This window comes from Hasllibacter halocynthiae (assembly GCF_003003095.1).
GTDB lineage: Bacteria > Pseudomonadota > Alphaproteobacteria > Rhodobacterales > Rhodobacteraceae > Hasllibacter > Hasllibacter halocynthiae.
In genome coordinates, this window is record NZ_PVTT01000001.1 from 243,344 (window position 1) to 269,743 (window position 26,400).

Annotated in this window: 26 protein-coding genes; 15 read left to right on the forward strand and 11 right to left on the reverse strand. The window is 71.1% G+C overall.

Translation table 11 applies throughout. The features are described from left to right. Positions 1 to 113: 113 nt before the first annotated feature. Positions 114 to 938, forward strand: coding sequence for a universal stress protein (locus BCF33_RS01240; protein WP_106159135.1), 825 nt, complete (start codon positions 114 to 116; stop codon positions 936 to 938). Here BCF33_RS01240 and BCF33_RS01245 read toward each other — a convergent pair. Both BCF33_RS01245 and BCF33_RS01250 read right to left on the reverse strand, forming a co-directional pair. After that, positions 935 to 1,369 carry an SRPBCC domain-containing protein gene (locus tag BCF33_RS01245; protein WP_106159136.1) on the reverse strand — a complete coding sequence of 145 codons (435 nt, stop codon included), beginning with the start codon at positions 1,367 to 1,369 and terminating at the stop codon, positions 935 to 937. The two genes, BCF33_RS01240 and BCF33_RS01245, sit on opposite strands and share 4 nt — an antisense overlap. Next, the gene (locus BCF33_RS01250) at positions 1,345 to 2,133 is read right to left on the reverse strand and encodes an ArsR/SmtB family transcription factor (RefSeq protein ID WP_106159137.1); all 789 of its coding nucleotides are present in this window, start codon (positions 2,131 to 2,133) and stop codon (positions 1,345 to 1,347) included. Before BCF33_RS01250 ends, BCF33_RS01245 begins: the two co-directional genes overlap by 25 nt. Positions 2,134 to 2,278: 145 nt before the next feature. Between BCF33_RS01250 and BCF33_RS01255 the strand changes: the two genes are divergently transcribed. The 11 genes from BCF33_RS01255 to BCF33_RS01305 all read left to right on the forward strand — a co-directional run bounded on the left by BCF33_RS01255 (position 2,279) and on the right by BCF33_RS01305 (position 13,219). Further along, on the forward strand, positions 2,279 to 3,010 hold the full coding sequence (locus BCF33_RS01255; RefSeq protein WP_106160140.1) for an alpha/beta fold hydrolase: 732 nt from the start codon (positions 2,279 to 2,281) through the stop codon (positions 3,008 to 3,010). After that, entirely contained in the window at positions 3,007 to 4,002 is a 996-nt protein-coding gene (locus BCF33_RS01260) for an alpha/beta hydrolase (RefSeq protein ID WP_106159138.1), read from the forward strand. The genes BCF33_RS01255 and BCF33_RS01260 overlap by 4 nt, the downstream gene beginning before the upstream one ends. A 91-nt stretch (positions 4,003 to 4,093) precedes the next feature. Beyond that, positions 4,094 to 5,419 (forward strand): histidinol dehydrogenase, encoded by a 1,326-nt coding sequence (gene hisD, locus BCF33_RS01265; protein WP_106159139.1) that lies wholly within the window; start codon positions 4,094 to 4,096, stop codon positions 5,417 to 5,419. Between the two features lie 109 nt (positions 5,420 to 5,528). After that, positions 5,529 to 6,560 carry an ester cyclase gene (locus BCF33_RS01270; protein ID WP_106159140.1) on the forward strand — a complete coding sequence of 344 codons (1,032 nt, stop codon included), beginning with the start codon at positions 5,529 to 5,531 and terminating at the stop codon, positions 6,558 to 6,560. A 142-nt stretch (positions 6,561 to 6,702) separates the two neighbouring features. After that, positions 6,703 to 7,461 carry an SDR family NAD(P)-dependent oxidoreductase gene (locus BCF33_RS01275; protein ID WP_106159141.1) on the forward strand — a complete coding sequence of 253 codons (759 nt, stop codon included), beginning with the start codon at positions 6,703 to 6,705 and terminating at the stop codon, positions 7,459 to 7,461. Beyond that, positions 7,458 to 8,450 carry a LacI family DNA-binding transcriptional regulator gene (locus tag BCF33_RS01280; protein WP_106159142.1) on the forward strand — a complete coding sequence of 331 codons (993 nt, stop codon included), beginning with the start codon at positions 7,458 to 7,460 and terminating at the stop codon, positions 8,448 to 8,450. The genes BCF33_RS01275 and BCF33_RS01280 overlap by 4 nt, the downstream gene beginning before the upstream one ends. Beyond that, entirely contained in the window at positions 8,447 to 9,424 is a 978-nt protein-coding gene (locus BCF33_RS01285) for an ester cyclase (protein ID WP_106159143.1), read from the forward strand. The genes BCF33_RS01280 and BCF33_RS01285 overlap by 4 nt, the downstream gene beginning before the upstream one ends. A 147-nt stretch (positions 9,425 to 9,571) precedes the next feature. Continuing rightward, positions 9,572 to 10,546, forward strand: coding sequence for a cupin domain-containing protein (locus BCF33_RS01290; protein WP_106159144.1), 975 nt, complete (start codon positions 9,572 to 9,574; stop codon positions 10,544 to 10,546). A 100-nt stretch (positions 10,547 to 10,646) separates the two neighbouring features. Next, a complete protein-coding gene (locus BCF33_RS01295; RefSeq protein ID WP_281260008.1) occupies positions 10,647 to 11,156 on the forward strand; it encodes a class I SAM-dependent methyltransferase in 510 nt (169 codons plus the stop codon). A gap of 60 nt (positions 11,157 to 11,216) precedes the next feature. Continuing rightward, positions 11,217 to 12,338, forward strand: a complete 1,122-nt coding sequence (locus BCF33_RS01300; protein WP_106159146.1) for a cobalamin-independent methionine synthase II family protein — start codon at positions 11,217 to 11,219, stop codon at positions 12,336 to 12,338. Between the two features lie 146 nt (positions 12,339 to 12,484). Further along, entirely contained in the window at positions 12,485 to 13,219 is a 735-nt protein-coding gene (locus BCF33_RS01305) for an alpha/beta fold hydrolase (protein ID WP_106159147.1), read from the forward strand. On the opposite strand, the gene BCF33_RS01310 is transcribed toward BCF33_RS01305, so the two are convergent. Beyond that, positions 13,216 to 13,815, reverse strand: coding sequence for a DUF6151 family protein (locus BCF33_RS01310; RefSeq protein ID WP_106159148.1), 600 nt, complete (start codon positions 13,813 to 13,815; stop codon positions 13,216 to 13,218). The two genes, BCF33_RS01305 and BCF33_RS01310, sit on opposite strands and share 4 nt — an antisense overlap. 39 nt (positions 13,816 to 13,854) lie before the next feature. Further along, positions 13,855 to 15,168: a polyhydroxyalkanoate depolymerase gene (gene phaZ, locus BCF33_RS01315; protein WP_106159149.1), complete on the reverse strand. Its 1,314-nt coding sequence runs from the start codon at positions 15,166 to 15,168 to the stop codon at positions 13,855 to 13,857. A gap of 118 nt (positions 15,169 to 15,286) precedes the next feature. Here phaZ and BCF33_RS01320 point away from each other — a divergent pair, with 118 nt between their 5' ends. The 3 genes from BCF33_RS01320 (at position 15,287) to phaR (ending at position 18,337) form a co-directional block, all read left to right on the forward strand. Then, positions 15,287 to 17,056 carry a PHA/PHB synthase family protein gene (locus tag BCF33_RS01320; protein WP_245883747.1) on the forward strand — a complete coding sequence of 590 codons (1,770 nt, stop codon included), beginning with the start codon at positions 15,287 to 15,289 and terminating at the stop codon, positions 17,054 to 17,056. A 121-nt stretch (positions 17,057 to 17,177) separates the two neighbouring features. Beyond that, positions 17,178 to 17,645, forward strand: coding sequence for a Phasin (locus BCF33_RS01325; RefSeq protein WP_106160142.1), 468 nt, complete (start codon positions 17,178 to 17,180; stop codon positions 17,643 to 17,645). A 146-nt stretch (positions 17,646 to 17,791) separates the two neighbouring features. After that, entirely contained in the window at positions 17,792 to 18,337 is a 546-nt protein-coding gene (gene phaR, locus BCF33_RS01330; RefSeq protein WP_106159150.1) for a polyhydroxyalkanoate synthesis repressor PhaR, read from the forward strand. Positions 18,338 to 18,362: 25 nt separating this feature from the next. Here the strand turns inward: phaR and BCF33_RS01335 are convergent, their stop codons facing one another. The 7 genes from BCF33_RS01335 to BCF33_RS01365 form a co-directional block, all read right to left on the reverse strand. Further along, a complete protein-coding gene (locus BCF33_RS01335) occupies positions 18,363 to 19,745 on the reverse strand; it encodes an aminotransferase class III-fold pyridoxal phosphate-dependent enzyme (RefSeq protein ID WP_106159151.1) in 1,383 nt (460 codons plus the stop codon). Positions 19,746 to 19,843: 98 nt separating this feature from the next. Then, entirely contained in the window at positions 19,844 to 21,121 is a 1,278-nt protein-coding gene (locus BCF33_RS01340; protein ID WP_106159152.1) for an NAD(P)/FAD-dependent oxidoreductase, read from the reverse strand. A 55-nt stretch (positions 21,122 to 21,176) separates the two neighbouring features. Continuing rightward, positions 21,177 to 22,541 carry a glutamine synthetase family protein gene (locus tag BCF33_RS01345; protein WP_106159153.1) on the reverse strand — a complete coding sequence of 455 codons (1,365 nt, stop codon included), beginning with the start codon at positions 22,539 to 22,541 and terminating at the stop codon, positions 21,177 to 21,179. Beyond that, positions 22,534 to 23,232, reverse strand: coding sequence for a type 1 glutamine amidotransferase (locus BCF33_RS01350; RefSeq protein ID WP_211292347.1), 699 nt, complete (start codon positions 23,230 to 23,232; stop codon positions 22,534 to 22,536). The genes BCF33_RS01345 and BCF33_RS01350 overlap by 8 nt, the downstream gene beginning before the upstream one ends. Before the next feature lie 58 nt (positions 23,233 to 23,290). Further along, positions 23,291 to 24,628, reverse strand: coding sequence for a glutamine synthetase family protein (locus tag BCF33_RS01355; protein WP_106159154.1), 1,338 nt, complete (start codon positions 24,626 to 24,628; stop codon positions 23,291 to 23,293). Next, positions 24,625 to 25,476: an ABC transporter permease gene (locus tag BCF33_RS01360; protein WP_106159155.1), complete on the reverse strand. Its 852-nt coding sequence runs from the start codon at positions 25,474 to 25,476 to the stop codon at positions 24,625 to 24,627. The genes BCF33_RS01355 and BCF33_RS01360 overlap by 4 nt, the downstream gene beginning before the upstream one ends. Next, the gene (locus BCF33_RS01365; protein ID WP_106159156.1) at positions 25,473 to 26,369 is read right to left on the reverse strand and encodes an ABC transporter permease; all 897 of its coding nucleotides are present in this window, start codon (positions 26,367 to 26,369) and stop codon (positions 25,473 to 25,475) included. The genes BCF33_RS01360 and BCF33_RS01365 overlap by 4 nt, the downstream gene beginning before the upstream one ends. Between the last annotated feature and the right edge of the window lie 31 nt (positions 26,370 to 26,400).

Genomic DNA, 26,400 nt, shown 5'->3' on the forward strand with positions numbered 1-26,400 from the left:
TGATGGCGATGTGGTCGGACGAGGCCGCCCTGTCAACGAGGTGTTGACCGGGATCAAGGCGGCCGGGCGGGCGGGGTGTCATACCGTCCCTCAGGCAGAGGAGGGATCGATCCATGGGCACGATCTTGGTCGCGACGGACATGAGTGCGCGGGGTGACCGCGCGGTCACGCGGGCGGCGGGGCTGGCCAGGGCCCGCAAGGACGCGTTGCGCATCTTCTGCGCGGTGGACGAAGTGGCGGACGCAGCCTCCACGCTGGCCCGGATCGAGGCCGTGGAGGGGGCGTTGCGCCGGGTGGCGGAGGGGATCGACGGGGTGGAGGTCTCCTCCGCCTGCGAGGCGGGCGCCCCAGCCGAGCTGGTTCCGAAGGCCGCCGCGGAGGCGGGGGCCGCGCTCGTCGTCCTCGGCGCGCACGGGAGCCGCGGTCTGGCCGAGATGGTGCGGACGCCGACGCTGGTGCGGATCGTGCGGGCGCTTGACCGTCCCGCGCTGGTCGCCCTCGGTCGGCCGGAGGGATCCTACGGCACCGTGATCGTCGGCTGGGACTTCTCTCCCGCGGCGGCCGAGGCGCTCGCCCTGGCGGGCGATTTCGCGCCGGACGCCTCGATCATCCAGGTCACGGCCACGCACGAGCCATACTATGTCGTCGGTCAGGCCGTCTCCTACGCCACCCTGCCCGAAGAGCAGCACGCCGAGCTCGAGCGAGAGATGCGCGAGGCGGTGCCCCCCGGTCTGCGTGGGCGGACGGGCGATCCCGTGGTGCGCATGGGCGGGCCGGGCGTCGCGCTCCTGGGCGCGGTCCGGGATGGCGGCGCCGACCTTCTCGCGGTGGGCCGGCATGCCCGTTCGGGCTTCGTGCGGATGCTCCTCGGCGAGACGTCGAGCGACATGATCCTCTCCGCGCCTTGCGACGTGCTGGTGGCGCCGCCCCGCGGCTAGGCGACGCCGTCCATCCGGCCGATCACGGTCTCGCCGGTCTCGAGCCAACTCTTGAGGTTCGAGGCGAAACGGGCCCAGCCATCCTCCGCCCTGTCCTGGGCGGCGTCGCCGTAGTGCTCGATCGTGAGGCGCTGGGCGGCGCCGACCGCCTGGAGGCGGAAGACGACGCGGGACGTGGTCGGCGGGTCGGCCCATCCGGGCGTGAAATCGACCGCGAGGCGGGATTTCGGCAGGGCTTCGACGACCTTCTGCGTCAGCACGGTCGCGTCGCCGACATGGTGGGTCTGCACGTCGCCGGTAGCCGTCAGGTCGCCCCGCGCGGCGATGCCGGCGAAATGGTGGCTGGCGACGGCGCCGGCCCGGGTGAGGGCATCCCAGAGGGCATCGCGGGTGCAGCGGATGTAGGTCATGTGGACGTGGTCGGGCTCCATGGCGCGGAGGCCTCCGCTTCCCAAAGGTGATCGCCGCCGAAGTTGGCGGCCTCGCCCGTCTCCAGCCAAGTCTTGAGCCCGGCTAGGCTGCGGGTCCAGCCATCGGCCGTGCCCTCGGAATGGTGGTGCTGCAAGCCCGTATGGGTAACAGTCAGCTTGCAGAATTCGCCCTCGATCTCGATGTCGTAGATGACCTGCGAGGTCTTTGCGCCTTCCTCCCATTTCGGCTCGAACGTGGTCACAAGGCGCGTCTTGGGCGTGACCTCGACGTCCCGGGCATGAAGTGTCTCGGTCCCATCGGGAGTGCGATAGATGACGAGGCCGCCGTTCCGCGCCGCGCTCTGACCGAGAAAATTCCACTTGTCGTAGGTCCCTGCATCGGTAAGCGCGTCCCAGAGGGCGTTCTGGCTGCAGCGGATATAGGTTCTGAGGACGAAGTCGGGGGCAGGATACATGTCGGTCTCCAGTCTAGCCTTCAGGTCGAGGATCGCCCCTACCGCGGGGGCGACCCGGAAAGGCTCGATCCATCGCTCCAGCGCCTCGGCGAGGGGGACGGCGTTCAGGTAGTGATGGATTAAGCGTCCCCGCCGCACCCGGGTCACGAGGCCCGCCGCCTCCAGCGCCTTGAGGTGCTTGGCGACCCCGAAGCGCGACATGGCCAGCCCCGCCTCCAGCTGGGACAGGGTCTGCCCGTCCTCTCGGCGCAGGGCGTCGAGTAGGAGGCGTCGGCTGGGATCGGCGAGCGCCTTGAAGACCGAATCCATGGTTCGACCTAATAGGTGACAGAATGGTCACATGTCAACGCAGGTCACGAGATGGATCGCGCGGCCCTTCGCCGTTTCGCCCGCGGACGGGCTTGCCCTTCGGTGCGCGGGCGGGCCTTCTCGGCGGGAAGAGCGGAGGGATTTGATGCCGGACTATCTCGACACGCCGCAGGAACGACGGATCGCTTACGAGCGGACGGAGGGGACCGGCCCCCCCGTCCTGTTCCTCGGCGGGTTTCGGTCGGACATGCAGGGCGGCAAAGCTATCCACCTGGAGGACTGGGCCCGGCGCACGGGCCGTGCCTTCCTGCGCTTCGACTATTCAGGCCATGGCGAGAGCGAGGGGCGCTTCGAGGACGGCACGATCGGGCAGTGGGCCGAGGACGCGGAGGCCGCGCTCGGTCTCGTGGACGGGCGGGCGGTGCTCGTCGGCTCTTCCATGGGGGGGTGGATCGCCCTTCTGCTGGCCCGGCGCGCGCCCGAACGGGTGCATGGGATGGTGCTGGTCGCCCCCGCGCCCGACTTCACCGAGCAGGGGCTCTGGAACGGATTCGACGATCTGATGCGTGCCAAGCTGATGCGCGAGGGACGGGTGGCCGTGCCTTCCGATTACGGCGATCCCTACATGATCACGAAGGCGCTGATCGAGGACGGGCGCCGCAACCTCGTCATGGACGCCCCGCTGGAGGTTCCCGGCAAGCTGCGGATGCTGCTGGGCACGGCGGACACGTCCGTTCCGGTCGAATGGGGCACGGACCTTCTGGCCCACGTGGGAAGCGCGGACGCGCGGCTGACGCTGGTGAAGGACGCAGGCCACCGCCTCTCCGAGCCGCACGAGCTGGGCTTGATCGCGGGCGCCGTCGAGGACGTGACTTGAGGGCGCTTGGCAGATGGCTGGCGGGGGCGCTGCTCGTGCTGGCCGTTCTGGCGGCGGGGATCTGGACCTTCGGACCGCGGGCGACCGCCGAGATGCCCGAGGCGGCGGTCGCCGTGCCCGGCGCGAACGAGGTCGATGCCTGGCTCGCCGGGAGGGAAGGCGCGGTGCCGGGCATCCGGCCCGGAGCGGAGAAGCGCGTGATCTGGGCTGGGATGCCTGGCGAGCGCACGGAGTGGGCGGTGGTCTACGTCCACGGCTTCTCCGCCACCTCCGAGGAGATCCGGCCCGTGCCCGATCGGGTGGCGGATGCGCTGGGCGCGAACCTCTTCTTCACGCGGCTCGCCGGGCACGGGGTGGACATGGGCACGGGCGGCGATCGCCTCGCCGAAACGACCGCGCGCGAATGGATGGACGACACGACGGAGGCCGCGGCCATCGGCGCCGCCATCGGCGAGCGCGTCCTTCTGGTGACGCTGTCGACGGGGGGAACGCTCGCCGCGCTGGCGGCTGAGGAGGGGCTTCTGCCGCCCGAGATCGCCGGCATCGCGTTCCTCTCGCCCAACTTCCGCATCAACAACCCGCTCGCCGACCTCATCACGGCCCCGGGCGCGCCGATCTGGCTGCCGCTGGTGGGGGGGCGCACGCGGTCCTTCGAACCGCTCAACGACGCCCATGCGGAATGGTGGACGACGGCATACCCGTCGGCGGCCGTCTTCCCGCTCGGCGCCGCCGTCGCGGCTGCCCGTGCCGGCCGCTACGAGGGACCGTTGCCGCCGGCCCTGTTCCTGTTCGACCCCGAGGACCGGGTGATTGATCACGAGGCCACCCTGGCCGTCGCGGCGCGCTGGCCGGGCGAAGCGCTAGTCACGAGGATCGACGTGCCGGACGAAGGGGGCGACCCCGAGAACCACATTTTAGCAGGGGACATCCTGTCGCCGGCGATGACCGACACGGTGACGGAGGCGCTGCTGAGATTCGCCCGGGGATTGTGACGACGGTTTGCACACGTGTGCAAAATCCGCTTTCGGGCAGGCGCGGCGCGCGTTAAGGGTGCCGGCGAGCCGCTCGACGAGGAGGACCCGAATGGCCGAGCATCTGAAGATCGCCCGACCGGAGGCCGACCGCGCGGAGGACGACGCGAAGGTCCGGGCCGTGGTCGAGGCCGCGCTGAAGGATGTCGAGGCACGAGGCGACGTGGCCGTGCGGGAGATGTCTGTCCGCTTCGACGGCTACGAGCGCGAGGGCTACCGCCTCGGCCGCGAGGAGATCGACGCCCTCGTCGGCGAACTCTCCGAACGCGAACTGGCCGACATCCGCTTCGCCCACGACCAGGTGGTCGCCTTCGCGAAGGTTCAGCGCGACTCCATGCTCGACGTGGAGGTCGAGACGATGCCCGGCGTGGTCCTCGGGCACCGTCACATCCCCGTGCAGTCGGTCGGCTGCTACGTGCCGGGCGGCAAGTTCCCCATGGTCGCCAGCGCGCACATGTCCGTGGCGACCGCGAAGGTCGCGGGCGTGCCCCGCATCGTGGCCTGCACACCGCCCTTCAAGGGCAAGCCGAATCCCGCGGTGATCGCAGCGATGGACATGGGCGGCGCCCATGAGATCCACGTGATCGGCGGCATCCAGGCCGTCGGCGCTATGGCCCTGGGCACCGAGGCGATCCCGGCCGTCGACATGCTGGTCGGTCCGGGCAACGCGTTCGTGGCCGAGGCCAAGCGCCAGCTCTTCGGACGGGTGGGGATCGACCTCTTCGCCGGCCCGACGGAGACCATGGTGATCGCAGACGACACCGTCGACGCCGAGATGGTCGCGACGGACCTGCTGGGCCAGGCCGAGCACGGCTATAACTCGCCCGCGGTGCTGCTGACGACGTCGCGCGGGCTGGCCGAGGGGACGCTGCGCGAGATCGATCGCATCCTCGGCATCCTGCCGACCGCCGAGACGGCTCGCGCCTCCTGGGAGGAGTACGGCGAGGTGATCCTCTGCGCCGATCACGACGAGATGCTTCAGGTGGCGAACGACATCGCGTCCGAGCATGTGCAGGTGATGACCGACAGGGACGACTGGTACCTGGAGAACATGCATTCCTACGGCGCCCTGTTCCTGGGTCCCCGCACCAACGTAGCGAACGGCGACAAGGTCATCGGCACGAACCACACCCTGCCGACGAAGAAGGCGGGGCGCTACACGGGCGGGTTGTGGGTCGGCAAGTTCATCAAGACGCATTCCTATCAGCGCATCACCACGGACGAGGCGGCGGCGACCATCGGGGAGTATGGCTCGCGACTATGCATCCTGGAGGGCTTCGTCGGCCATGCCGAGCAGTGCAACCTCCGCGTGCGTCGCTATGGCGGGCGGAACGTTCCCTATGGCGAGGGCGCGCCGCATCGCGAGGCGGCGGAGTAGCGGCGGCGGACGCTCCCGCCCGCTGGGACTCGCGGCGTCCCGGGGCCGGGGGCCTTGCGCTTCCAGTTCCGCCGCGGGGTTATTTCCACTGGCAGAGAAAGGCCGCGAGATGGGCTTGGACGGGTTTCGACGGGCGCTCTATGCCGGCGACCACAATGCGGCGCGGGAGGACCTGCTCGCAACCTGCGCGCCGGATGCGCGCATGCATCTCTTCACGCCCGCCGGGGACCGCGAGGGGCCGAAGGCGGCCTGGGAGGCGATCTGGGCGCCCCTGCTCGCGGCGATGCCGGATCTGGAGCGGCGCGACCACATCTTCGTCCGGGGCGGCGCGCCTTCGGGCGAGTGGGTCGGCTCGTCGGGTCAGTACTGCGGCACCTTCCGGCACCCGTTCATGGATATCCCGGCGACGGGGCAGGTGGCCCATCTGCGCTTCGCGGAGTTCTTCCGGATTGATGGCGGACACGTCGTCGAAGCCCACGTCCTCTGGGATTTGCCGGAGCTGATGATGCAGGCGGGGGTCTGGCCGATGGGGCCGTCCCTGGGCCGTGAGATGAACGTGCCGGGTCCGGTCACGCAGGACGGACTGGGCCCGCACGACGCCGCGCGAACCGCGGCGTCCGAGGCGCTGGTGCTGTCCATGCTCGACGGCATCCAGAAGCACGAGGCCGAGGGGCCCGATGCGATGGGCCTGGCGGAGCACTGGCACCCGCACTTCCTGTGGTACGGCCCCTCCGGCATCGGCACCGCGCGGGGGGTCGAAGGGTTCCGCCGCTGGCACCAGATCCCCTTCCTCGAGGCCATGCCGGACCGGGTCGGGGGCAACGGGCGCGGCGCGCTCTTCGCGGAAGGGGACTACGTCGCCTACACGGGCTGGCCGGGTATGGAGATGACCGTGACGGGGGCCGGTTGGCTGGGCATCGCGCCAGCGGGGCAGCGGATCACCATGCGGTCCCTCGACTTCTGGCGGTGCGAGGACGGGTCGATCCGCGAGAACTGGGTGCTGATCGACCTCATCCACGTCTGGAACCAACTCGGCGTGGACGTGCTGGCGCGGATGCGGCAACTGGCATCCGCGCGAGGGATCGTCGTAGGGGGCGAGCCGGTCTTCCCCTACTCCGAGAAGACGCACGTCAGTAGATGATGCCGGCTTGGCGGCCGGACGGGCGCGGACACTGCGTGGCGGGGCCGGGCCGCCCCCGCTCCGGCAGCGGGGCCCTCGGGCCGCTTGCGGCAGCCGGTCGCAGGGCGTAGTCTTTGCACACGTTTGCAAGAAAGGTCCGCTCGTGATCCTTCCCCGCACCCCATCCTTTCGCCTCGACGGCCGGCGGGCTTTCGTGGCGGGCGGATCTCGCGGGATCGGCCTCGGCTGCGCGGCGGCCCTTGCCGAGGCCGGGGCCGCCGTGACCATCGGGGCGCGCGGCATCGGCGAGGCGCAGCGTGCCGCTGCAGCGATCCGCGATGCAGGGGGCGAGGCGCATGCCGTTCCTCTGGATGTGACCGAAGTGGCCGCCGTGCGGGACGCGCTGGCCGAGCATGCGCCCGACGTTCTCGTCAACTCGGCGGGGCTCGCCCGCCATGCCCCGGCCCTGGAGACGACGGAGGCCGATTTCGACGCCGTCGAGGCGGTGAACGTGAAGGCCGCGTTCTTCCTCGCGACAGAGGCCGCGCGCGGGATGAAGGCCCGCGGCGGTGGCAGCATCGTCCAGATTGGCTCGCAAATGGGGCATGTCGGCGGGGTCGATCGCGCGATCTACTGCGCCACCAAGCACGCGGTGGAGGGCATGACCAAGGCCATGGCCATCGAATGGGGGAAGGCCCGCGTGCGGGTGAACACCGTCTGCCCCACCTTCGTGCGGACCGACCTGACGGCCGCGACGTTCGCCGATCCCGAGAAGCGCGCCTGGATAGAAGGCAAGGTCAAGCTGCCCCGCGTCGCCGAGGTCGAGGACGTTATGGGCGCGGTCCTGTTCCTTGCCTCCGACGCGGCGGCGATGGTGACGGGCACCCATCTGCTGATCGACGGCGGCTGGACGGCGGGATGAGCGGCAGGGTCACCTCCGCCGAGGTTGCCGCCCGCGCCGGCGTATCGCGCAGCGCGGTCTCGCGCGTGTTCTCCGGCGCGTCCGCCTCCAAGGCGACGGAGCGGAAGGTCAGGAAGGCGGCCGCCGATCTGGGCTACCGGCCGAACGTCCTGGCGCGATCGCTCATCACCGGGCGCAGCAGGATCATCGGGCTCGTCGTGTCCTATCTCGACAACCAGTTCTATCCCGACGCGCTGGAACGCCTGTCCGAGGCATTGCAGGCCGAGGGCTACCACATCCTCGTCTTCACCGCCCCGGAGGCCGAGGAGCCCGACGCCCTCGTCGAGCAGATGCTCGACTATCAGGTGGACGGGATCATCGCCGCCTCCGTGACCATCGGGGGCGACCTCGCGGCCCGCTGCCAGGCGGCGGGCATCCCCGTGGTCCTCTTCAACCGAGGCCAGGATGCCAGCGGCCTCTCCCAGGTGACGTCCGCCAACCGCACGGGCGGGGCCGAGGTGGCGCGCTTCCTCCGCGCGGGAGGGCACGGGAGGATCGCGCAGATCACCGGCTGGCTCGGCGCCTCGACGGGCCGCGACCGGGCCGAGGGGTTCCGCGCCGCCGCGGGGCCGCTCGTCGCCGAGGCCGACGGCATGTTCGACCGCGACCGCGCGGCGGAGCTGGCCGCCGCTATGTGGCGCGACGCACGGCCCGACGCGATCTTCGTGGGCAACGATCATATGGCCTTCGGGGCGATCGACGCGCTGCGGTCAGAAGGCGCCGCGGTCGGGCGCGAGGTCTCCGTGGTGGGCTACGACGACGTCGCGGCCGCCGCCTGGGGGGCCTATGACCTGACCACGTTGCGCCAGCCCGCGCGGCGCATGGCCGAAGCGACGGTGGAGACGCTGCTGGCCCTCGTGGAGGATCCCGACCGGGGCGCCGCGCGGATCGAGATAGAGGGGCCGCTCGTCGTGCGTGGATCGGCCCGGGTGCCGGAGGGATGGGCATGAAGGACCTGAGCAACGAGACTTTCCCCGACTGGATCCTCCGCATCACGGAGGAGATCTGGGAGGGACGCGGCCTCGCGCCCCGGATGAAGGACTACTACGGCGCGGACTGCATCGTGCGGACCCCCATGGGCTTCTCGCGCGGCGAGCGGGCGATGACGGCCGCCACCTTCGCCACTCTGAACGAGATGCCGGACCGAGAGCTGCTCGGCGAGGACGTGATCTGGTGCGAGGAGGAGGGGGGCCGCCTCTCATCGCACCGCAACTGCTCGGTCGGCACGCACAGGGGCGGGGGCCTCTTCGCCGATGCGGGGACGGGGCGGCGGGTCGTGTTCCGCGCCATCGCCGACTGCTGGGAGGAGAACGGCCAGATCACCGACGAGTGGCTCGTGCGCGACAACGGCGCGGTGCTTCGGCAGATCGGGGTCGATCCGGCCGAATGGGCCGCCCGCGCCGTCGCGGCGGGTCGCCGCGCCTTCAACCCCGCCATGGATGAGGTAGGCCCCTATGGCGGCCGGGGCAACGAGAGCGAGTGGGGCGCACGCTACGCCGACTGCCTTTCGCGTCTCATGGGCGGCGAGCTGTCGGTTATCCCGGCGCTCTGGGACCGGGCCTGCCATTGCGAGTATCCCGGTGGGGTCGCCGCGCACGGCTGGGCCGAGGCGGACCGCTTCTGGCTGCCCCTCCGGGCGTCCTTCCCCGACGCGGAGTTCCGGGTCCACCACGTCATCGGCATGGAGGAGGCCATGATGCCCCCCCGCGCCGCGGTGCGCTGGTCGTTGACGGGCCACCATTCGGGCTGGGGCGCCTTCGGCGTGCCCACGGGCGCGCCCGTGCACGTCATGGGCATCTCCCACGCGGAGTTCGGCCCCTTCCGCGGCGGGCGGCACCGGCCGGGCGATTGGTCCGTGCGCCGCGAATGGGTGCTGATCGACGAGGCCGCGATCTGGATGCAGATCCGCGAGGCGACGGGGTGAGGGGGGCCTGCGAAGCGCGGGTTGGGCCCCCTCGCGCGCCGTCGCCGCCACCCCCGATGAGGTCCGCGTCATCCTCCAGCGCGGCCTCGATGCGCTGGCGCCTCAAATCGTCGCCCCCTGACACGCCCCCTGACACGGAGACCCCCCATGCCCCTCGAAGCTCCACGCACCGCCGAGGTCCAGGTCGTTCGATACGGCGAGCTGCAGCCCTGCAAGACGGCCTTCATCGACGCCCACACCCCGGGCTCGGACCGGAAGGAGAACTTCACCATCATCGGGGGCGGGGTTTCCGAATCGCCCGATCAGCACGTCCACATCACCACGCCGCACGGGTTCAACATCGGCGCGGCGGGCCAGCCGCCGCGGTGCCGCAACTCGCTCCACTCCCATCGCACGGCGGAGGTGTTCTTCGTCCTCTCGGGTCGCTGGCGCTTCTTCTGGGGGCGTTGGGGCGACGCCGGCGAGGTCGTGCTGGAGGAGGGCGACATCATCAACATCCCCACGGGCATCTTCCGCGGCTTCGAGAACGTCGGCACCGACTACGGGATGATCATGGCCATCCTCGGGGGCGACGACGCGGGCGGCGGGGTGATCTGGGCGCCTCAGGTGATCGAGGACGCGAAGGATCACGGCCTCGTCCTGGGCGAGAACGGTAAGCTCTACGACACGAAGGAGGGGCAGGCGTTGCCAGAGGGCGTGGCACCGATGAGGGTGCTGACGGAGGAGGAGCTGGCTGACTACCCCGAGCCCTCGACGCGCGACGTGCTGCCCCGGCACGTGGCGCGCTATCTCGACCTCGTCGCGCTGGCGGACCGCGCACCCGTGACGGTGATCGGCGAGCGGGGCGTGCTGCCCGACCGCCCGGGCTTCGAGGTGGCGCTGGTCACCCGCGGGTCGGCGACCCGGGAGAGGCACGACCACGACAGGCCCTCGGTGCTGATGCCGGTGGCGGGGCATTGGCGCGTCGAGTGGGACGGCGGGTCCGACATCCTCGCGCCCGGCGACACGATGTCGGTACCGGCGGGTCTGTCGCACGCCGCGTGGCCGTCGATGGAGGGGGACGCCGCGCTCTACCACGTGGTCGGCACGGGGGACCTGGCGGGGGCGACGTGGAAAGGGTGAGCCGCTGAGCCGCTCGGACCCCAACGCCGCCGTCTACGAGGCCGAGGCGGCGGCATGGGACCGCGACCGGCGGCGTGGCCTGGAGATCGAGGGCGCTTGGCTGCGCCGCTTCGTCGATGTCCTGCCTCCGAATGCGGCAGTGCTGGACCTCGGCTGCGGGGGCGGCGAACCGATCGCCGCGTGGCTGCGCGTTCGGGGCCTCGCGGTCACGGGGCTGGACCTGTCGGAGACGATGCTGGCCCTCGCCCGCGCCCGCCATCCGGAGGGCGACTGGCGACGGGGCGACATGCGGACTCTCGACCTGCCGGAACGGTTCGACGGCATCGTCGCGTGGGACAGCTTCTTCCACCTGACCCCGGCCGAGCAGCCCCCGGCGCTGGCCCAGATGGCGACGCATCTGCGGCGGGGCGGAACGCTGTTGACTACGGTCGGGCCGCGGGCGGGCGAGGCGACGGGCACCGTGGGCGGCGCTTCGATCTACCACGCCTCGCTCTCGCCCGCCGGATACGCAGCGGCTTTGGAGGCGGCGGGGCTGCGGATGACTCGCTTCGTGGCCGAGGACCCGGAGGCGGATCGACACAGCGTGCTGATGGCGGTCCGCGAGGGTTGAAGCCCGGCCCGCCCCCGTGCCACCCCCTCACAACCCTGCGACCGCAGACCGGAGACCACGATGACCATCCGCACCACGCACACCGGCTCGCTCCCTCGCACGCAGGAGGTCGTGGACATGATCTTCGCCCGGGAGAACGGCGAGGACTACGACCCGGGCGCCTTCGCCCGCACCATGCGCGAAGCGTGCTCTGAGACGGTGAGGAAGCAGGTGGAGGCCGGGATCGACGTCGTGTCGGACGGCGAGACGTCGAAGATCTCCTACGCGACTTACGTCAAGGACCGCTACACGGGGTTCGGCGGGGACAGCCCCCGCAACACGCCGGCCGACCTCAAGCTGTTCCCGTCCTTCTCGAAGCGGCTCAGCCAGGACAAGGGCGCGCCGACCTATGCCCGCCCGATGTGCGTGGGCGAGGTGCGGTCCAAGGGGCAAGGCGAGCTTCGGCAGGACATCGACAATCTCCTGGCCGCGATGGCCGAGCACGGGGCCTCGGAGGGCTTCATGAACGCGGCCTCGCCCGGCGTCATCTCGCTCTTCCTGCAGAACGACTTCTACCCCACCCGCGACGCGTACCTCTCGGCCCTCGCCGACGCGATGGCCGGGGAGTACCGGACCATCGTCGACGCCGGCCTGATGCTGCAGCTCGACTGCCCCGACCTCGCGCTCTCGCGGCACATGCTCTTCACCGACCTTTCGGACGAGGAGTTCCTGCGCATCGCCGCCACCCATGTCGAGGCGCTGAACGGCGCCCTGTCGGGCATCGACCCGTCCCGCGTGCGGGTCCACATCTGCTGGGGCAACTACGAGGGGCCGCATGTCTGCGACATCGGCATGGACAAGGTGCTGGACACGTTCCTTTCGGTGAACGCCTCGCACCTCCTCTTCGAGACGTCGAACCCGCGCCACGCCCACGAATGGGCTGTCTGGCGCGACCGGGCGGCGGACGTGCCGGAGGACAAGGTCCTCGTGCCCGGCGTCGTCGACACCACCACCAACTTCGTCGAGCACCCCGACCTCGTGTCCGAACGCCTGAGACGTTTCGTCGACATCTTCGGGGCCGAGCGGGTGATGGGGGGCAGCGATTGCGGCTTCGGCACCTTCGCCGGCTTCGGCGCCGTCGACCCCGAGATCGCGTATGCCAAGCTGGCCGCCCTGGTCGAAGGGGCGAAGAAGGTGGGTTGAATGCTGGGAACGATCACGCGCTGGCCGGGGGCGCGCGTCGCATGACCCCGGGCCCCGCTCTCGCCAAGGGCGGCGCAGAAGGTGCTGCACGCCATGCGGCTCCGCCGAAGCCCGGCCGCTCAAGCATGCACCTTCTCTGACGCGTTATGCGGATTGTGCCCGCCGCCTGCGCCCCCCCGGCGCCGCTGGTCCTCCTTCCGGGGATGATGTGCGACGCGCGCCTCTTCGCGCCGCAGATCGCCGAGCTGGGGCGGGACAGGCACCTGCACCTCGCCCCAATCACCGGCTCGGACCGCATCGCCCCACTTGCCGAGGCCGTGCTGGAGGCCGCGCCGCCGCGCTTCGCGCTCGCCGGCCTTTCCATGGGCGGGATCGTCGCGATGGAGGTCGTGCGCCGCGCCCCCGAACGGGTCGAACGGCTGTGCCTGATGGACACCAACCCGCTGCCCGAGACGCCCGAGATCGCCGCGAGCCGCGAGCCGCAGATCGCTCGCGTGCGCGCCGGGCGGCTGGTCGAGGTCATGCGGGACGAGATGAAGCCCAACTACCTCGCCCCCGGCCCGGGTCGGGGGGGCGTTCTGGACGCGGTGATGGAGATGGCCGTCGCCATGGGCCCCCTCGTGTTCGAGCGGCAGTCGCGCGCCCTGCAGACCCGGCCCGACCAGCAGGCCGCCCTGTCGGGCTACCGCGGCCCCTCGCTCGTGCTCTGCGGCAGGCATGACGTGCTCTGCCCCCTGCGCCGGCACGAGCTGATGGCGGCCCTCCTTGCCGATGCCGAGCTTTCGGTGATCGAGGATGCCGGCCACCTGCCCACCCTCGAGACGCCCAGGGCGGTGAACGAGGCGTTGCAGCGCTGGCTGGCGCGCGCGCCGCAGGGCTAGCGGGGCGGGGCGTCGTAGGGCGGCAGGGGCGGGCCTTCGGGAAAGGCGGCGGAGACCTCCTCCGGGGTGGCCGGACGGGCCTTCGGGTAGCGGCCGTCCGCTTCCATGAGCGGGTCGTTCCGCCAGGCGCGGCGGAACCGGGCGGCGGCCGTCCGCCGCGCGAACTGCGCGATCAGGTATCCCGCCCCCTCGTGCCGTCGCAGTCCGCCGGCGCGGCGCGGGGGCAGGAAGGCTCTGGCCTGCTCGGGGCCGAGGGCCTCCGGGTCGGCGAGGACGCGGTCCACGGGCCCTGCCACGGGCCAGCGGGGGGAATCGCCTGACGAGAAGAGAACGTCCCCGCAGCACCGCGTCCGCCATCGCCGCACGAACGAGCGGGGCGAGAAGCGCAAGGGTTCGATCAGATCGCGCCCGGCCGCGAAGGTCAGACGGTCCGGCGTCGTCTGGAAGAGGGCGACGCCGTCCGCACCGGGGTCCGCCGCCCCCGCGAGGCGCGCCGCGCCCCGGCAGGACTGGCAGAAGCAGCGCAGGTGCACCCCGTCCGAAGGGTCGAGCGTGCCGCGCACCGCGCCGCACCGGCAGGAGAAGGGCATCGTCATGTGGCCTATCTTGCCTCTCCGGCGAACCCCGGGGAAGCCCTAGACGGGGGTCCGCCCCCCGACCGGCCTGCCGGATCCGTCATGGATGGTCCTGCCGCGCTGCTCGCCCCGCGGCGCCGGCACGTCCGCATGGGCGTCGATGAAGTCCAGCACGAGCGGGCGTATGTCGCTTCGCCACGCTCGCCCCGCGAAGATGCCGTAATGGCCCGCGTCCGGCTGCAGGTGCGCCGCCTTCCGCCCGTGCGGCAGGCCGGTCAGCAGGTCCAGCGCGGCGAGGCACTGGCCCGGTGCGGAGATGTCGTCCTGCTCGCCCTCGACCACGTTCACGGCCGTCCGGTCGATCCGCCCGAGGTCGGCATGGACCCCGCCGACATGGAAGGCGTTGCGGGCGATCTCGCGCGCCTTGAAGATGCGCTCGACGGTGGAGAGGTAGAACTCCGCCGTCATGTCCATCACGGCGAGGTACTCGTCGTAGAAGCGGTTGTGCCGGTCGTGGTCGCCGGCCTCGCCCTTCGCGACGCGGATCGTCTGGTCCCAGAAGGCGCGCCCGTGGCGCCCTCCGTTCATGGCGATGAAGGACGTCAGCTGCAGAAGGCCCGGATAGACCATCCGCCCCGCGCCCCGGTGCTTGAACCCGACCCGCTGGATCGCGAGCTCCTCCAGCTGCCCCATCGTCATGCGGGCGCCGAAATCGGTGACCTCCGTGGGTGCCGCGTTGGGGTCCACCGGTCCGCCGATCAGCGTCAGCGTGGCGGGCTGGGCCTCGGGCGCCTCGGCGGCGACGAGGGCGGTCGCGGCCAGCGCCAGCGGCACGGGCTGGCAGACGGCGATCACGTGCAGGTCCGGCCCCAGAGCGCGCAGGAAGCCGGCGATGCAGGCGGTGTAGTCCTCGACGTCGAACTTGCCGGCGCTGACGGGGATGTCGCGGGCGTTGTGCCAGTCGGTGATCCAGACGTCCGCATCCGGCAGCAGCGACCGGACGGTCGAGCGCAGGAGCGTTGCGTAGTGCCCCGACATCGGCGCGACGAGCAGGATGCGCCGCGGCATGGCGGAACGGCCCGCGACGTCGAAGTGCAGCAGGTCCCCGAAGGCGCCGGGTCCCACGACCGTGGGCGTGACGACGTGGTCGCGCCCGTCCGCGCCGGTGACGGTGTCGATCCCCCAATCGGGCTTGGCCACCATGCGGGCGAAGCTGCGCTCCGCCACTTCGCCCCAGGCCGCCAGCGTCGCGATGACGGGGTTCGGCACGAGACCCAGGGAGGGCGCGCCGAAGAGCGCCTTCGCGGTGGAGCCCATCCACTGTCCCATGATACGCGAGGACTCCATGAGGTCGTAGCTCATCATGTAGCGCATGGCCGATCTCCCTGCCGCGGGACGGCGCGCGGCGGTGCGGCGCAGCGTCATGCCGCAGGTGCGAAGGTTAGCGGAGGGCTGTCCTGTGACAAGCGAGAAATCCGGTGACGCCACGGACATGTCGCGCCTGGGCGCCAACCTCGTCCGCGTCGAGGAGCTGTCCCAGCGCCTCGTGTCTGCGCTGTCGAAGGGCGGCAAGGTGCGCCCCTCGCTGCAGGGGCCGGGGCGGGACCTCTTCGCGCGGGCCGCCGCTGCCAGCATGGCCGACATGCTGAGCGACCCCGGCAAGATGATCGAGCATCAGACCCGCTACTGGGGCAGGGCGCTGAAGCACTACGTCGAGGCGCAGTCGCGGCTCGCCAAGGGGCAGATGACCCCGCCGGAGGACGCGACCGGGCGCGACAGGCGCTTCCGCGACCCCCGTTGGCAGGAGCATCCCTACTTCAACTACCTCAAGCAGCAGTACCTCATCGCGGCGGAGGCCATCGCGGAGGCTGCCGGCGACCTCCAGGGGCTGCCCGAGAAGGACCGCCGACGGCTGAGCTACTTCGCCGGGCAGATCGTCGATATGTTCAGCCCCGCGAACTTCCTCGGCACCAACCCCGAAGCCCTCGCCCGCGCGGTCGAGACGGAAGGCCAGAGCCTCGTCGACGGGCTCGAGAACCTCGTCCGCGACCTCGAGGCGAACGACGGCGAGCTCCTCGTCACGCTGGCCGACCGCGACGCCTTCGAGGTGGGCGGGAACCTCGCCACGATGCCGGGCGAGGTCGTCTTCCGCAACCGCCTCTTCGAGCTGATCCAGTACGCGCCCACGACCGGCGAGGTGCGGGAGGTGCCGATCCTGATCTTCCCGCCTTGGATCAACAAGTTCTACATCCTCGACCTGACCGAGCGGAACAGCCTGATCCGCTGGATGGCGGCGCAGGGCTTCACCGTCCTGGTGGTGAGCTGGAAGAACCCCGGCCCCGACTACGCGGACGTCTCGCTCGACGACTACGTGGCGGAGGGGTTCCTCGCGGCCATCGAGCAGGCGCGTGACGCCACCGGCGCGCCGGAGGTCAACGTCGCGGGCTACTGCATCGCCGGCACGACCCTCGCCCTGACGCTTGCGCTGATGAAGCGGCGGGGACTGGGCGGGGTGCGATCGGCGACCTTCCTCACGACGTTGACGGACTTCTCGGACCAGGGCGAGGTGGGGGTCTTCCTCGACGACGACTTCTTGGACGGAATCGAGGCCGAGACGCGGGAGGCGGGTGTCCTCTCTGCGCTCTTCATGTCGCGTACCTTCTCCTTCCTGCGGTCGAACGACCTGATCTACGGGCCTGCCATCCGGTCCTACATGATGGGCGAGCGGCCCCCCGCGTTCGACCTGCTCTATTGGAACGGCGACGCGACGAACCTGCCCGGGCGCATGGCGATGCAGTACCTGCGCGAGCTCTGCCAGGCGAACCGCTTCGCCGAAGGGGGCATCGCGGTCTGCGGCGAGACGCTTCGCCTCTCGGATGTCGATCTGCCGCTCGTCGCCATCGCCTGCGAGACGGACCACATCGCCGCCTGGGGGCAATCCTATGCCGGGATACGGAAGATGGGCGCGACCGACCGGACCTTCGTCCTCTCCGAGAGCGGGCACATCGCCGGCATCGTGAATCCGCCCTCGAAAGGCAAGTACGGCCACTACGTGAACGGCGACTGGTCCGGCGACGCGAATACCTGGCGCGCGGCGGCGGAGCGGCGCGAGGGTTCCTGGTGGCCGCTCTGGTCGGAATGGCTGGACCTCCGCAGCGGCGCCCTCGTCCCCGCGCGAACGCCAGGAGGCGGCCGCGCGACGCTGGGCCCCGCGCCGGGAACCTACGTGACGGAGGCGCCGGATCCCGGACGGAACGCGTGAGCCGCTGCCGCGGCGTCATTCTTTTCGCGGCAGTGCGGCATCGGACCCTTGCAGTGCTGCATTGCAGCATCCATGTTCCTCGCAGCCGCAGCGACGCGGGTTCGAGAGGAGCGAGATCATGATGAACAACGCCAACGACATGCAGAAGATGCTCGCCGACATGCTCGGCGCCTTCCCGATGGATACTTCGGCGATGCAGGACGCGTGGAAGACGCAGGCCCAGCTCGCCGAGAAGATGAGCCGCGTCGCCCTCGACGCCGCCGAGACCTCGACCGAGATCTCCGCCGGCTGGACGAAGCGCGCCCTCGCGAAGATGAACGAAGTCGCCGCCGTGAAGGACGAGCCCGCTGACTACGGCAAAGCCATGACGGACTTCGCCTCGGCCACCGCCGAGATGACCGCCGAGACGATGGCCCAGTTCGCGGAGGTGGCGAAGAAGGTCCAGATGGAGACGGTCGAGCTGATGCTCGCCGCGGGCCGCGAGGGCGCGCAGGACGGGGCTGCCGCCACCACCTCGGCGACCGGCGCCGCCGATGCGGCGGCTCAGAAGACCGCTGCGGCCGTCAGGAAGCCCGCCACCGTCAAGTGATCCCGGTGGCGGGGCGGCCGATCGGTCGCGCTATGTCGGCTCCGTCCTTCGAAGGCGCGCCCTCGCGGCGCGCCTTTTTCCGTTTGCGCCCGCTGCATGGAGGCCTAGGGTCGTTTCCGCGGCGCGGCACGGGGGAGGGCGAGACGATGGCGGCCAAGGGCGAGGGCGAGGGCGAGCCCCTCCTGATCAAGCGCTACGCGAGCCGGCGCCTCTACAATACCGAGACCTCCGATTACGTCACCTTGGAGGACATCGCGGCCTTCATCCGCGCCGGCCGGCAGGTGCGGATCGTCGACCTCAAGACCGGCGCCGACCTGACTAGGCAGTACCTCCTCCAGATCATCGCCGAACACGAGTCCAAGGGCGAGAGCGTCCTGCCTATCGAGGTGCTGACCGACCTCGTGCGGTCCTACAGCGGCGCGGCACGGTCCGTGGTGCCCGATTTCCTCAAAGCGTCCTTCGAGATGCTCCAGGGCGGCCAGTCCAAGATGCTCGAGAACATGACCGCCATGAACCCGATGGCCGGAATGCCGGGCTTCGAGGCGATGCGCGCGCAGCAGGCGGCCTTCATGAAGATGATGACGGGCGGCGTGGTCGACGCTCCAGGCCCCGAGGCGGGAAAGGAGGGCGAGCTGGACGACATCAAGAAGCAGCTCGCCGAACTGCAGGAGAAGCTCTCGCGCATGAGCTGAGGCCGCCGCGGCCCGGGCCGCCCCGTCAGGCGACCGCGTCGAACACCGATCCTAGCGCCTTCTCCAGCTTGCCGAACATCTCGTCGAACTGGGCGGGCGTCATGATGAAGGGCGGGCAGAGGACCACCGCCTGCCCGAGCGGGCGACAGATCAGGCCGACGTCGTGGCAGGCGTTCGCGATCCGCTCCGAGACTTGAAGATCGGCCGCGAAGGGCGCCTTCGTCTCCCTGTCCGCCACCGCCTCCAGCGCGCCCATGGTGCCGCGATAGCGCGCCTCGCCGATGTTGGGATGCCGGGCCAGACGATCCATCCCTTCGGCGAAGAGGGGCATGGTGCGGCGGACGTTCTCGATCAGGGGCTCGTCGCCGTCGGCCCCTTCAAGGATGACCTCGGCGGCCTTCAGCGCCACCGCGCAGCCGACCGGATGCCCCGAGGCGGTGAAGCCGTGCGGGAAATCCGTGAACTCAGCCGACGCGGCGAAGAGACGGTCGGCCAGCTCGGGCCCGAGGATCACCGCGCCCATGGGGAAGTATCCCGCCGTCATGGCCTTCGAGGCGATGATCGCGTCGGGGGTGAACCCGTAGCTCTCGCATCCCCAGGGCTCGCCCGTGCGGCCGAAGCCGGTGATGACCTCGTCCGCGATCAGCGGGATGCCGTGCTTCCGCAGGATCGGCTGGACTGCTTGGAAATAGCCCTCCGCGGGGGGGATCGCGCCGCCCGCGCCCATCACGGGCTCGGCCACGAAGCCGGCGATGGTGTCAGCCCCTTCGCGGGCGATAACCTCCTCCAGCTCCCGCGCCAGCCGCCGGACGAACTGGGCCTCGCTCTCCCCCTCGCGGGCCTCGCGCCAGTAGTGCGGGCAGGTGAGGTGGATGAAGCCGGGCAGGGGCAGGCCGAACACGTCGTTGTAGGGCTTGCCCGTCATCGATGCCGAGACGGCCGTGACGCCGTGATAGGCGTTGACCCGTGTCAGGATCTTCCGCGCCTCGGGCCGCCCCTCCATCCGGTTGAGGAACCAGAGCATCTTGACCAGCGTGTCGTTCGCTTCCGACCCGGAGTTGGTGTAGAACACGCGCCCCCGCTCGAACGGGGAGACCTCGACCAGCTTCTCCGACAGCTCGACGGTTCGGTCCGACATGCGCCCGAAGAAGGCGTGGTAGCCCGGCAGGCGCTCGTACTGCTCCTGCGCGGCGCGGATCAGGCCCCGGTGGTCCCAGCCCGCCACCATGTTCCAGAGGCCCGCGTTCGCGTCGAGGAAGCGGTTGCCGTCCGTGTCGACGACGTAGGGCCCCTCGCCGCGGGCCAGCACTGTGGTCCCCCGCTCGGCCAGCGTGGGGTAGTCGGTGAAGCCGTAGAGGGAGGCGCCCTCGGCGCGGGCTTCCCAGGAGTTGGGGGTCAGGTCCTTCATGCCTCCTGACTAGGCCCCCGCGGGCCGTCGGTCCATGCGGTGTCGCCGGTGCGGCAGGTGGCGACGGCGATCCGCCGCCGGAATCGGCGGGCCGCCGGTCAAATGCCCAGTCGGTCGCGCAAGGCGTACCAGCTCATCGCCGTGGCGAGCAGCGGGGTGCGGAAGGCCGTGCCGCCCGGGAAGGCGCGATGGGGCAGGGCGGCCATCGCCTCCCATCCCGGGGAGGGACCGGCGCTCGCCTCGGCCGCGAGCCGCCCGGCGAGGCAAGCCATGGCCACCCCGTGCCCGCTGTAGCCCGCGGCCGACAGCACGCCCGGCGCCATCGCCGCCATGTGCGGCATCCGCGAGATCGTGATCCCCAGCGTGCCGCCCCAGGCATGGGTGATCCGCACCCCGCGGAGCTGGGGATAGATCGCCTCCATCGGCCGCCGGACGAGCGCGGCGACGTCCTTCGGAAAGCGGTAGCCATAGCTCTCGCCCCCGCCGAAGAGGAGGCGGCCGTCCTCCGACTTCCGCCAGTAGTCGACGACGAACCGATCGTCATGGGCGGCGACGTCCTCGGTCAGCGGTCCGTCGAGCGGCTCGGTGGCGACGATGAAATTGTTGATCGGCATGACCTGCGGGCGCCCGAACCCCTCCAGGTAGCCGTTGCCCGCCAGGATCACCCGCTCGGCCAGGACCCGGCCGCGGTCCGTGTGGACCACGGGCCCGGACGACAGGCGGTGCGCGGGCGTCCCCTCGTGGAGCCGCACCCCCGCCGCCAGCGCCGCGCGCGCCATCCCGAAGGCCAGCCGCAGGGGGTGGATGTGCGCGCCGCCGCGGTCGAGCGAGCCGCCCGCGAACGCCTCCGACCCCGAGAGGGCCCGCGCCGCCTCGCGGTCCAGGGGCTCGTCGAGATGGTAGTCGTAGCGCGCGGCGAGATGGTCGGCGTAGCGGTGCGCCTCCTCCGCCGCCCTGGCGGAGCGGGCGAGGAAGGCGATCCCCGGGCGCCAGCAAGCTTCCGGGGCGTGGGCCTCGACCAAGCGGCGGCACTCGGCCACCGCGTCCTGACCCAGATCCCACAGGCGCCGCGCCGCGCCCGGTCCGTGCCGTGCCTCCAGGGTGATCTGGTCCACGCGCTGACCCGTCCCGACCTGCCCCCCGTTGCGCCCCGAGGCGCCCCAGCCGGCGCGCCGCGCGTCGAGCAGGACGACGTCCAGCCCCTTGGCCCGGGCCGCCAGCGCCGCCGCGAGGCCCGTGTAGCCCGCGCCCACGACGCAGAGGTCGCAGCGTACCTCGCCGCGGAGGGGAGGCTGCTCGGGCGGCGCTTCGGCGGTCTCGGCGTACCAGCTCGCCGGGTAGCCCGAGGGCGGGTCGTTCGCGTAGAGCAGCTTCACCGGCGTCCCCCGGACGGTCGGCGGCGGGCGGCCGGGATACGCGGGGCGCGCGGGCTCACACGCTGACCAGGAGGTGCTCGCGCTCCCAGGGGGAGATGACCTGGAGGAACTCGTCGTACTCGGCCGTCTTCACCGCCTCGTAGATGGCGCAGAACCTCTCGCCCATGAGGTCGCGGAAGGGCGCGTCCGCCTTGAGGGCGTCGAGCGCGGCGAAGAGGCCGCGGGGGATCGCCTCCTCCGCGTCGTAGGCGTCCGTCTCCAGCGGCGGCGTCGGATCCCGGCCCTCGCGAAGGCCGAGAAGGCCGCAGGCCAGCGATGCCGCGATCCCGAGATACGGGTTGCAGTCCATCCCGGCGAGGCGGTTCTCCACCCGCCGCGCCTCGGGCGGGGCGACGGGCACGCGGATGCCCGTGGTCCGGTTGTCGTAGCCCCATTCGAGGTTGATCGGCGCCGAGAAGTCCCGCGTGTAGCGCCTGTAGGAGTTCACGTAGGGCGCGAGCATCGCGATGGCCGCGGGCAGGTGGTTCTGCATCCCGGCGACGAAGTGGCGGAAGGCGGGCGTCTCCTCCTCGCCGTCCGAGAAGATGTTGACCCCCGGGGCGTCGAGGACGGAGTGGTGGACGTGCATGGCGCTGCCCGGCTCGCCCTCGATGGGCTTGGCCATGAAGGTGGCGAAGCAGTCGTGCCGCACCGCCGCCTCGCGGATCAGGCGTTTGAAATAGAAGATCTCGTCCGCCAGCTTCACCGGCTCGCCGTGGCGCAGGTTGATCTCGACCTGGCCGGCGCCGCCTTCCTGGGTGATGCCGTCGATCTCGAAGCCCTGGGCCTCGGCGAAGTCGTAGATGTCGTCGATGACGGGCCCGTACTCGTCCACCGCGGACATCGAGTAGCTCTGCCGCGCGGCCGCCGGGCGGCCCGAGCGGCCCATCATGGGCTCGATTGACCGGGCGGGGTCGGTGTTGCGCGCGACGAGGTAGAACTCCATCTCCGGGGCGACGATGGGGGTCAGCCCGTCGGCCGCATAGGCCGCGACCACGCGCTTGAGGACGTTGCGGGGGGCCATGGGAACCGGCCGGCCCTCGCGGTCGTGGGCGTCGTGGATGACCTGCAGCGTCGGGTCCTCCGCCCAGGGCGCCGCGCTCGCCGTCTCCATGTCCGGCGTCAGGATCATGTCCGGCTCGGTCCATTGGGCGCCGGTCTCGGCGTAGCCGCCCGTGATGGTCTGGTAGAAGATCGAGTCGGGCAGGTGGAAGCGGTCCTGGCGGGCGAACTTGGTGCCGGGCACGGCCTTTCCGCGCGCGATGCCCGGAAGGTCGGCGATCACGCACTCGACCTCGTCCGGGCGGCGGCCGTTCAAGTAGAGGCGGGCGGCCTCGGGCAGCCGGTCCAGCCAATCCCCGCCGCTGCGGTCGTCACGCATCCTGCACCTCCCGCACGCTCTCCAGCACCTCGAGCAGCTTCTCCGCGATCCGGTCGCCGTCCGTCGGCAGCGACGTGCCTTCCAGGGCGGCGTCCATCCGGTCGTCCTCGTAGTCGAGCGTGCCCTTCCGCTCGGGCACCATGAGGGCGATCCGCTCGTTCGTGAACTCGGGGTGCGGCTGGATCGTCCAGAGGTGCGGGCCGTAGGACAGGGCGGCCGTCGCGCAGTGCCCCGACTGGCCGACCACGCGCGCGCCGGGGGGGATCACCGTGACCTGGTCCTGGTGCCAGGCGTTGAGGTGCAGCCGGCCCAGCCCCTCGATCTCGTACTCGGTGCGACCCACGGCCCATCCTTCGGGAAACTTCTCGACGCGTCCGCCGAGAGCCTGCGCGACGATCTGGTGGCCGAAGCAGATGCCCACCGTCGGGACATTCGCCTCGTGCACGGCGCGAATGAAGTCCTCCAGCCGTGGGATGAAGGGCAGGTCCTCGTAGGCGCCGTGTTTGGAGCCGGTGACCACCCAGGCGTCGGCCTCGCGGGGGCCTTCGGGAAACTCCATGTCGACCACGCTCCACGTGCGGAACTCGCGCCCCGGCCCGCCCAGAAGGTCGCGGAAGGCCGCGTCGTACTCGCCGAGCCGTTCGAGCGCGGCGCCCGTAGTGTGACCGCAGAGAAGGATGCCTATCAGCACGGGGGACCTCGGTGGTTGCACCTGCAGCCTACGCTTGGCCGCGAAGGCTTCCAAGCGCCTATACGGTGTCGAGGTAGAGGTCCGCCCGCTCGGCCTCCGGGGTGTCGTCCCAGAGGGTGCGTTCCTGGCGCTTGGTGGCGACGAAGTTGCGGATCAGCTCGTCCGGCAGGATGCGCCGCGTCCACGGGTCCGTCTCGAAGGCGGCGATGGCATCGTCCCACGTATCGGGGATCGCCCGCAGGTCCTGCGCGTAGGCGTTGCCCGAGAGGGGGTCGGGCGGCTCGGCCCCGTCCTCGATGCCCGCCAGCGCCGCGCCCAGGACCGCCGCGAGGAGGAGGTAGGGGTTCACGTCGCCCCCCGCCACGCGATGCTCGATCCGCCGCGCCTCGGGCGCGCCCGAGGGGATGCGGATGGCGGCCGTCCGGTTCTCGTAGGCCCAGCCGATCCCCGTAGGCGCGTGCGCGCCGTCCACGAAGCGGTCGTAGCTCGTGCCGTGGGGGGCGAGGACCAGCGCGCTGGCCGGCATTGCCGAGAGGCACCCGGCGACGGCATGGCGGAGGGTGGCCGTCCCCCCCTCGCCCCCGTCGTCGAAGACGTTGCGCCCGCCCTCGTCCAGAACGGAGAAGTGGACGTGCATCCCGTTGCCCGAGTGGTCCGCATAGGGCTTGGCCATGAAGGAGGCGGCGAACCCGTGCCGCCGCGCCAGCCCCTTCGCCAGCAGCTTGAAGAGCCACGCGTCGTCGGCGGCCTTCATCGCGTCGCCATGCGCGAGGTTCACCTCGAACTGCCCCATGCCGGCCTCCGAGATGGCGGATTCGGCCGGCACGCCCATTGCCTCGCAGGCGGCGTAGAGGTCGTCGAAGAAGCCGTCGAAGGCGTCGAGCGCGCGCAGGCTCAGGATCTCGCCCCCGAGGCGGCGCTTGCCCGAGCGGGGCGAGGGCGGCGGGCGCAGCGCCGCGCCCGCGTCGTCGATCAGGTAGAACTCAAGCTCGGTCGCGGCGACGGGCGAGAGGCCGCGCGCCCGCCACCGCGCCAGCACCCATTCGAGGGCCTGGCGCGGATCGCCCAGGAAGGGGGCGCCGTCCTCGCGGAAGGTCCAGCAGGGCAGGAGGGCGGCAGGCGCGTCGAGCCAGGGCATCGGCACGAAGCCCCGCCCGCTGGGCCGCAGGAGGCCGTCGCGGTCGCCGCTCTCGAAGACCAGCGGGCTGCCTTCGATGTCGTCGCCCCGGATGTCGACGTTCAGCACCGAGAGGGGGATGCGCGTCTCGCCCGCCAACGCCTTGGCGGCGTGGCCTGCCGGAAGCCGCTTGCCGCGCGCCTGCCCGTTGAGGTCCGAAGCCGCGACGCGGATGGACCTGATCCCGGGTCGGGCGGCCAGCCAGTCGGCGGCGTTCATCGGACGATCTGCGGGCGGGCGCGGACGCGCCCCGCGGCGTCCGGCAGGTGCCGGTTCAGCCGCCGGTTCACGGCGCCGAACCCCGCGATGACCAGAAGCGTCAGCGCGACGAAGTAGAGGGCGACGATGGGGTAGGGCACGAACGGGTTGAAGGTCTTGTCCGCGAAGTAGTTCGCGTAATACAGCGCGTCGCCCATCTGCCGCCAGGCGGGGAAGCCCGAGAAGAAGACCAGCGTCGTCGCGTGGAAGAGGAAGATCGCCTCGTTCGTGTATCCCGGCCAGGCGAGGCGCAGCATGGTGGGGAAGGTGATCCGGCGGAACTTCGTCCACCCGGTCAGCCCGTACGCCTCCGCCGCCTCGAGGTCGCCCTTGGGGATCGAGCGCAGCGCGCCGAGGAAGATCTCGGCCGCGTAGGCCGAGGTGTTGAAGAATAGGACGATCAGCGCCCCGGCCCACGCCCGGGTCAGCCAGCCCGTCTCGACCGTCACGCCGAGGATCTCGAACCCTGCGCGCGGCAGCAGGACCAGAGCCTCGTAGGCGAGGAAGAACTGGATGAAGAGGGGCGAGCCGCGGAAGAGGAAGACGAACCAGTCCGCGGGCTTTCGCAGCAAGGCGTTCTCGGAGAACCGCGCCATGGCCAGCCCGACGGCGAGGAAGAACCCGAAGGCGAGGGCCAGCACCCCGAAATAGACGTTCCAGATCATGCCCGAGCCGATCAGCGTCACCTGCTGGCAGAGCGTGAAGTCCGACCGGGGCAGGAGCCGCTCCGAGGCCGGGATCAGCCACCAGTCCGAGAAGTCGTGCACGGACCGGAAGGCGTAGGCCCGGACGGTGTCCCAGCAGCTCATGCCGGGGCGCCCGCGGGGACGGCGCGGCGCAGCCGCTCGCCGGCCGCCGTCGCCTGCCCGCGCGAGAAGCGGCGCTGGACGCGGCCCAGCACGACCTCGGAGACCTTCGTGAGAAGGAGATAGAACGCCAGGAGCGCCAGGAAGTACCAGAGCCGCCAGTCGGGGTGCGGGTAGTCGAACGTGCTGGTCTTCATCGCCCCCAACTCGCGCGCCCAGTAGACGACGTCCTCGACCCCCAGGAGGAAGAGGAGCGGCGTGGCCTTCACCAGGATCATCCAGAGGTTCGACAGCCCCGGCAGCGCATAGGTCCACATCTGCGGCAAGAGGACCCGGCGCGTCGCCTGGCGGCGGGTCATGCCATAGGCCTCGGCCGTCTCGACCTGGGCGCGGGGCACGGCCCGCATCGCGCCAGAGAGGACGTTCGCCGCGAAGGCGCCGAAGACGATGGCGAAGGTCAGGACGGCGGTGGCGAAGCCGTAGGCCTCATGCATCCACTGGGGGGCCGAGTTCGAAGGCAGCTTGGCCGCGGCGCAGACGACGAAATCGTTGCCCTGCCTGACGGGCATCGGCCAGTCCGGGCAGAGGGCCTGGTGGCGCAGCCATTCGAACCCCTGGTCGAGGGCGATCACGAAGAAGAGGAAGAAAACTACGTCCGGCACGCCCCGGACGATGGCGGTGTAGCCCTGCCCCAGCCAGCGCAGCGGCGCCACGGCGGAGCGCGTCGCCAGCGCCCCCCCCAGCCCGAAGAGCAGCGCGAGCGGCGCCGTCACGGCCAGGAGGACGAGCACCGTCCCGAAGGAGGCGTAGAACGCCATGTGCTTGCCCGTGGTCAGGTAGCACGCCATCCAGCGCGCGCCCTCGAGGGCCGAAGGGTCTTCGCAGAAGGGGAACATGGGGCGCGGTGCCTGCCTTGGAGGACGGGCC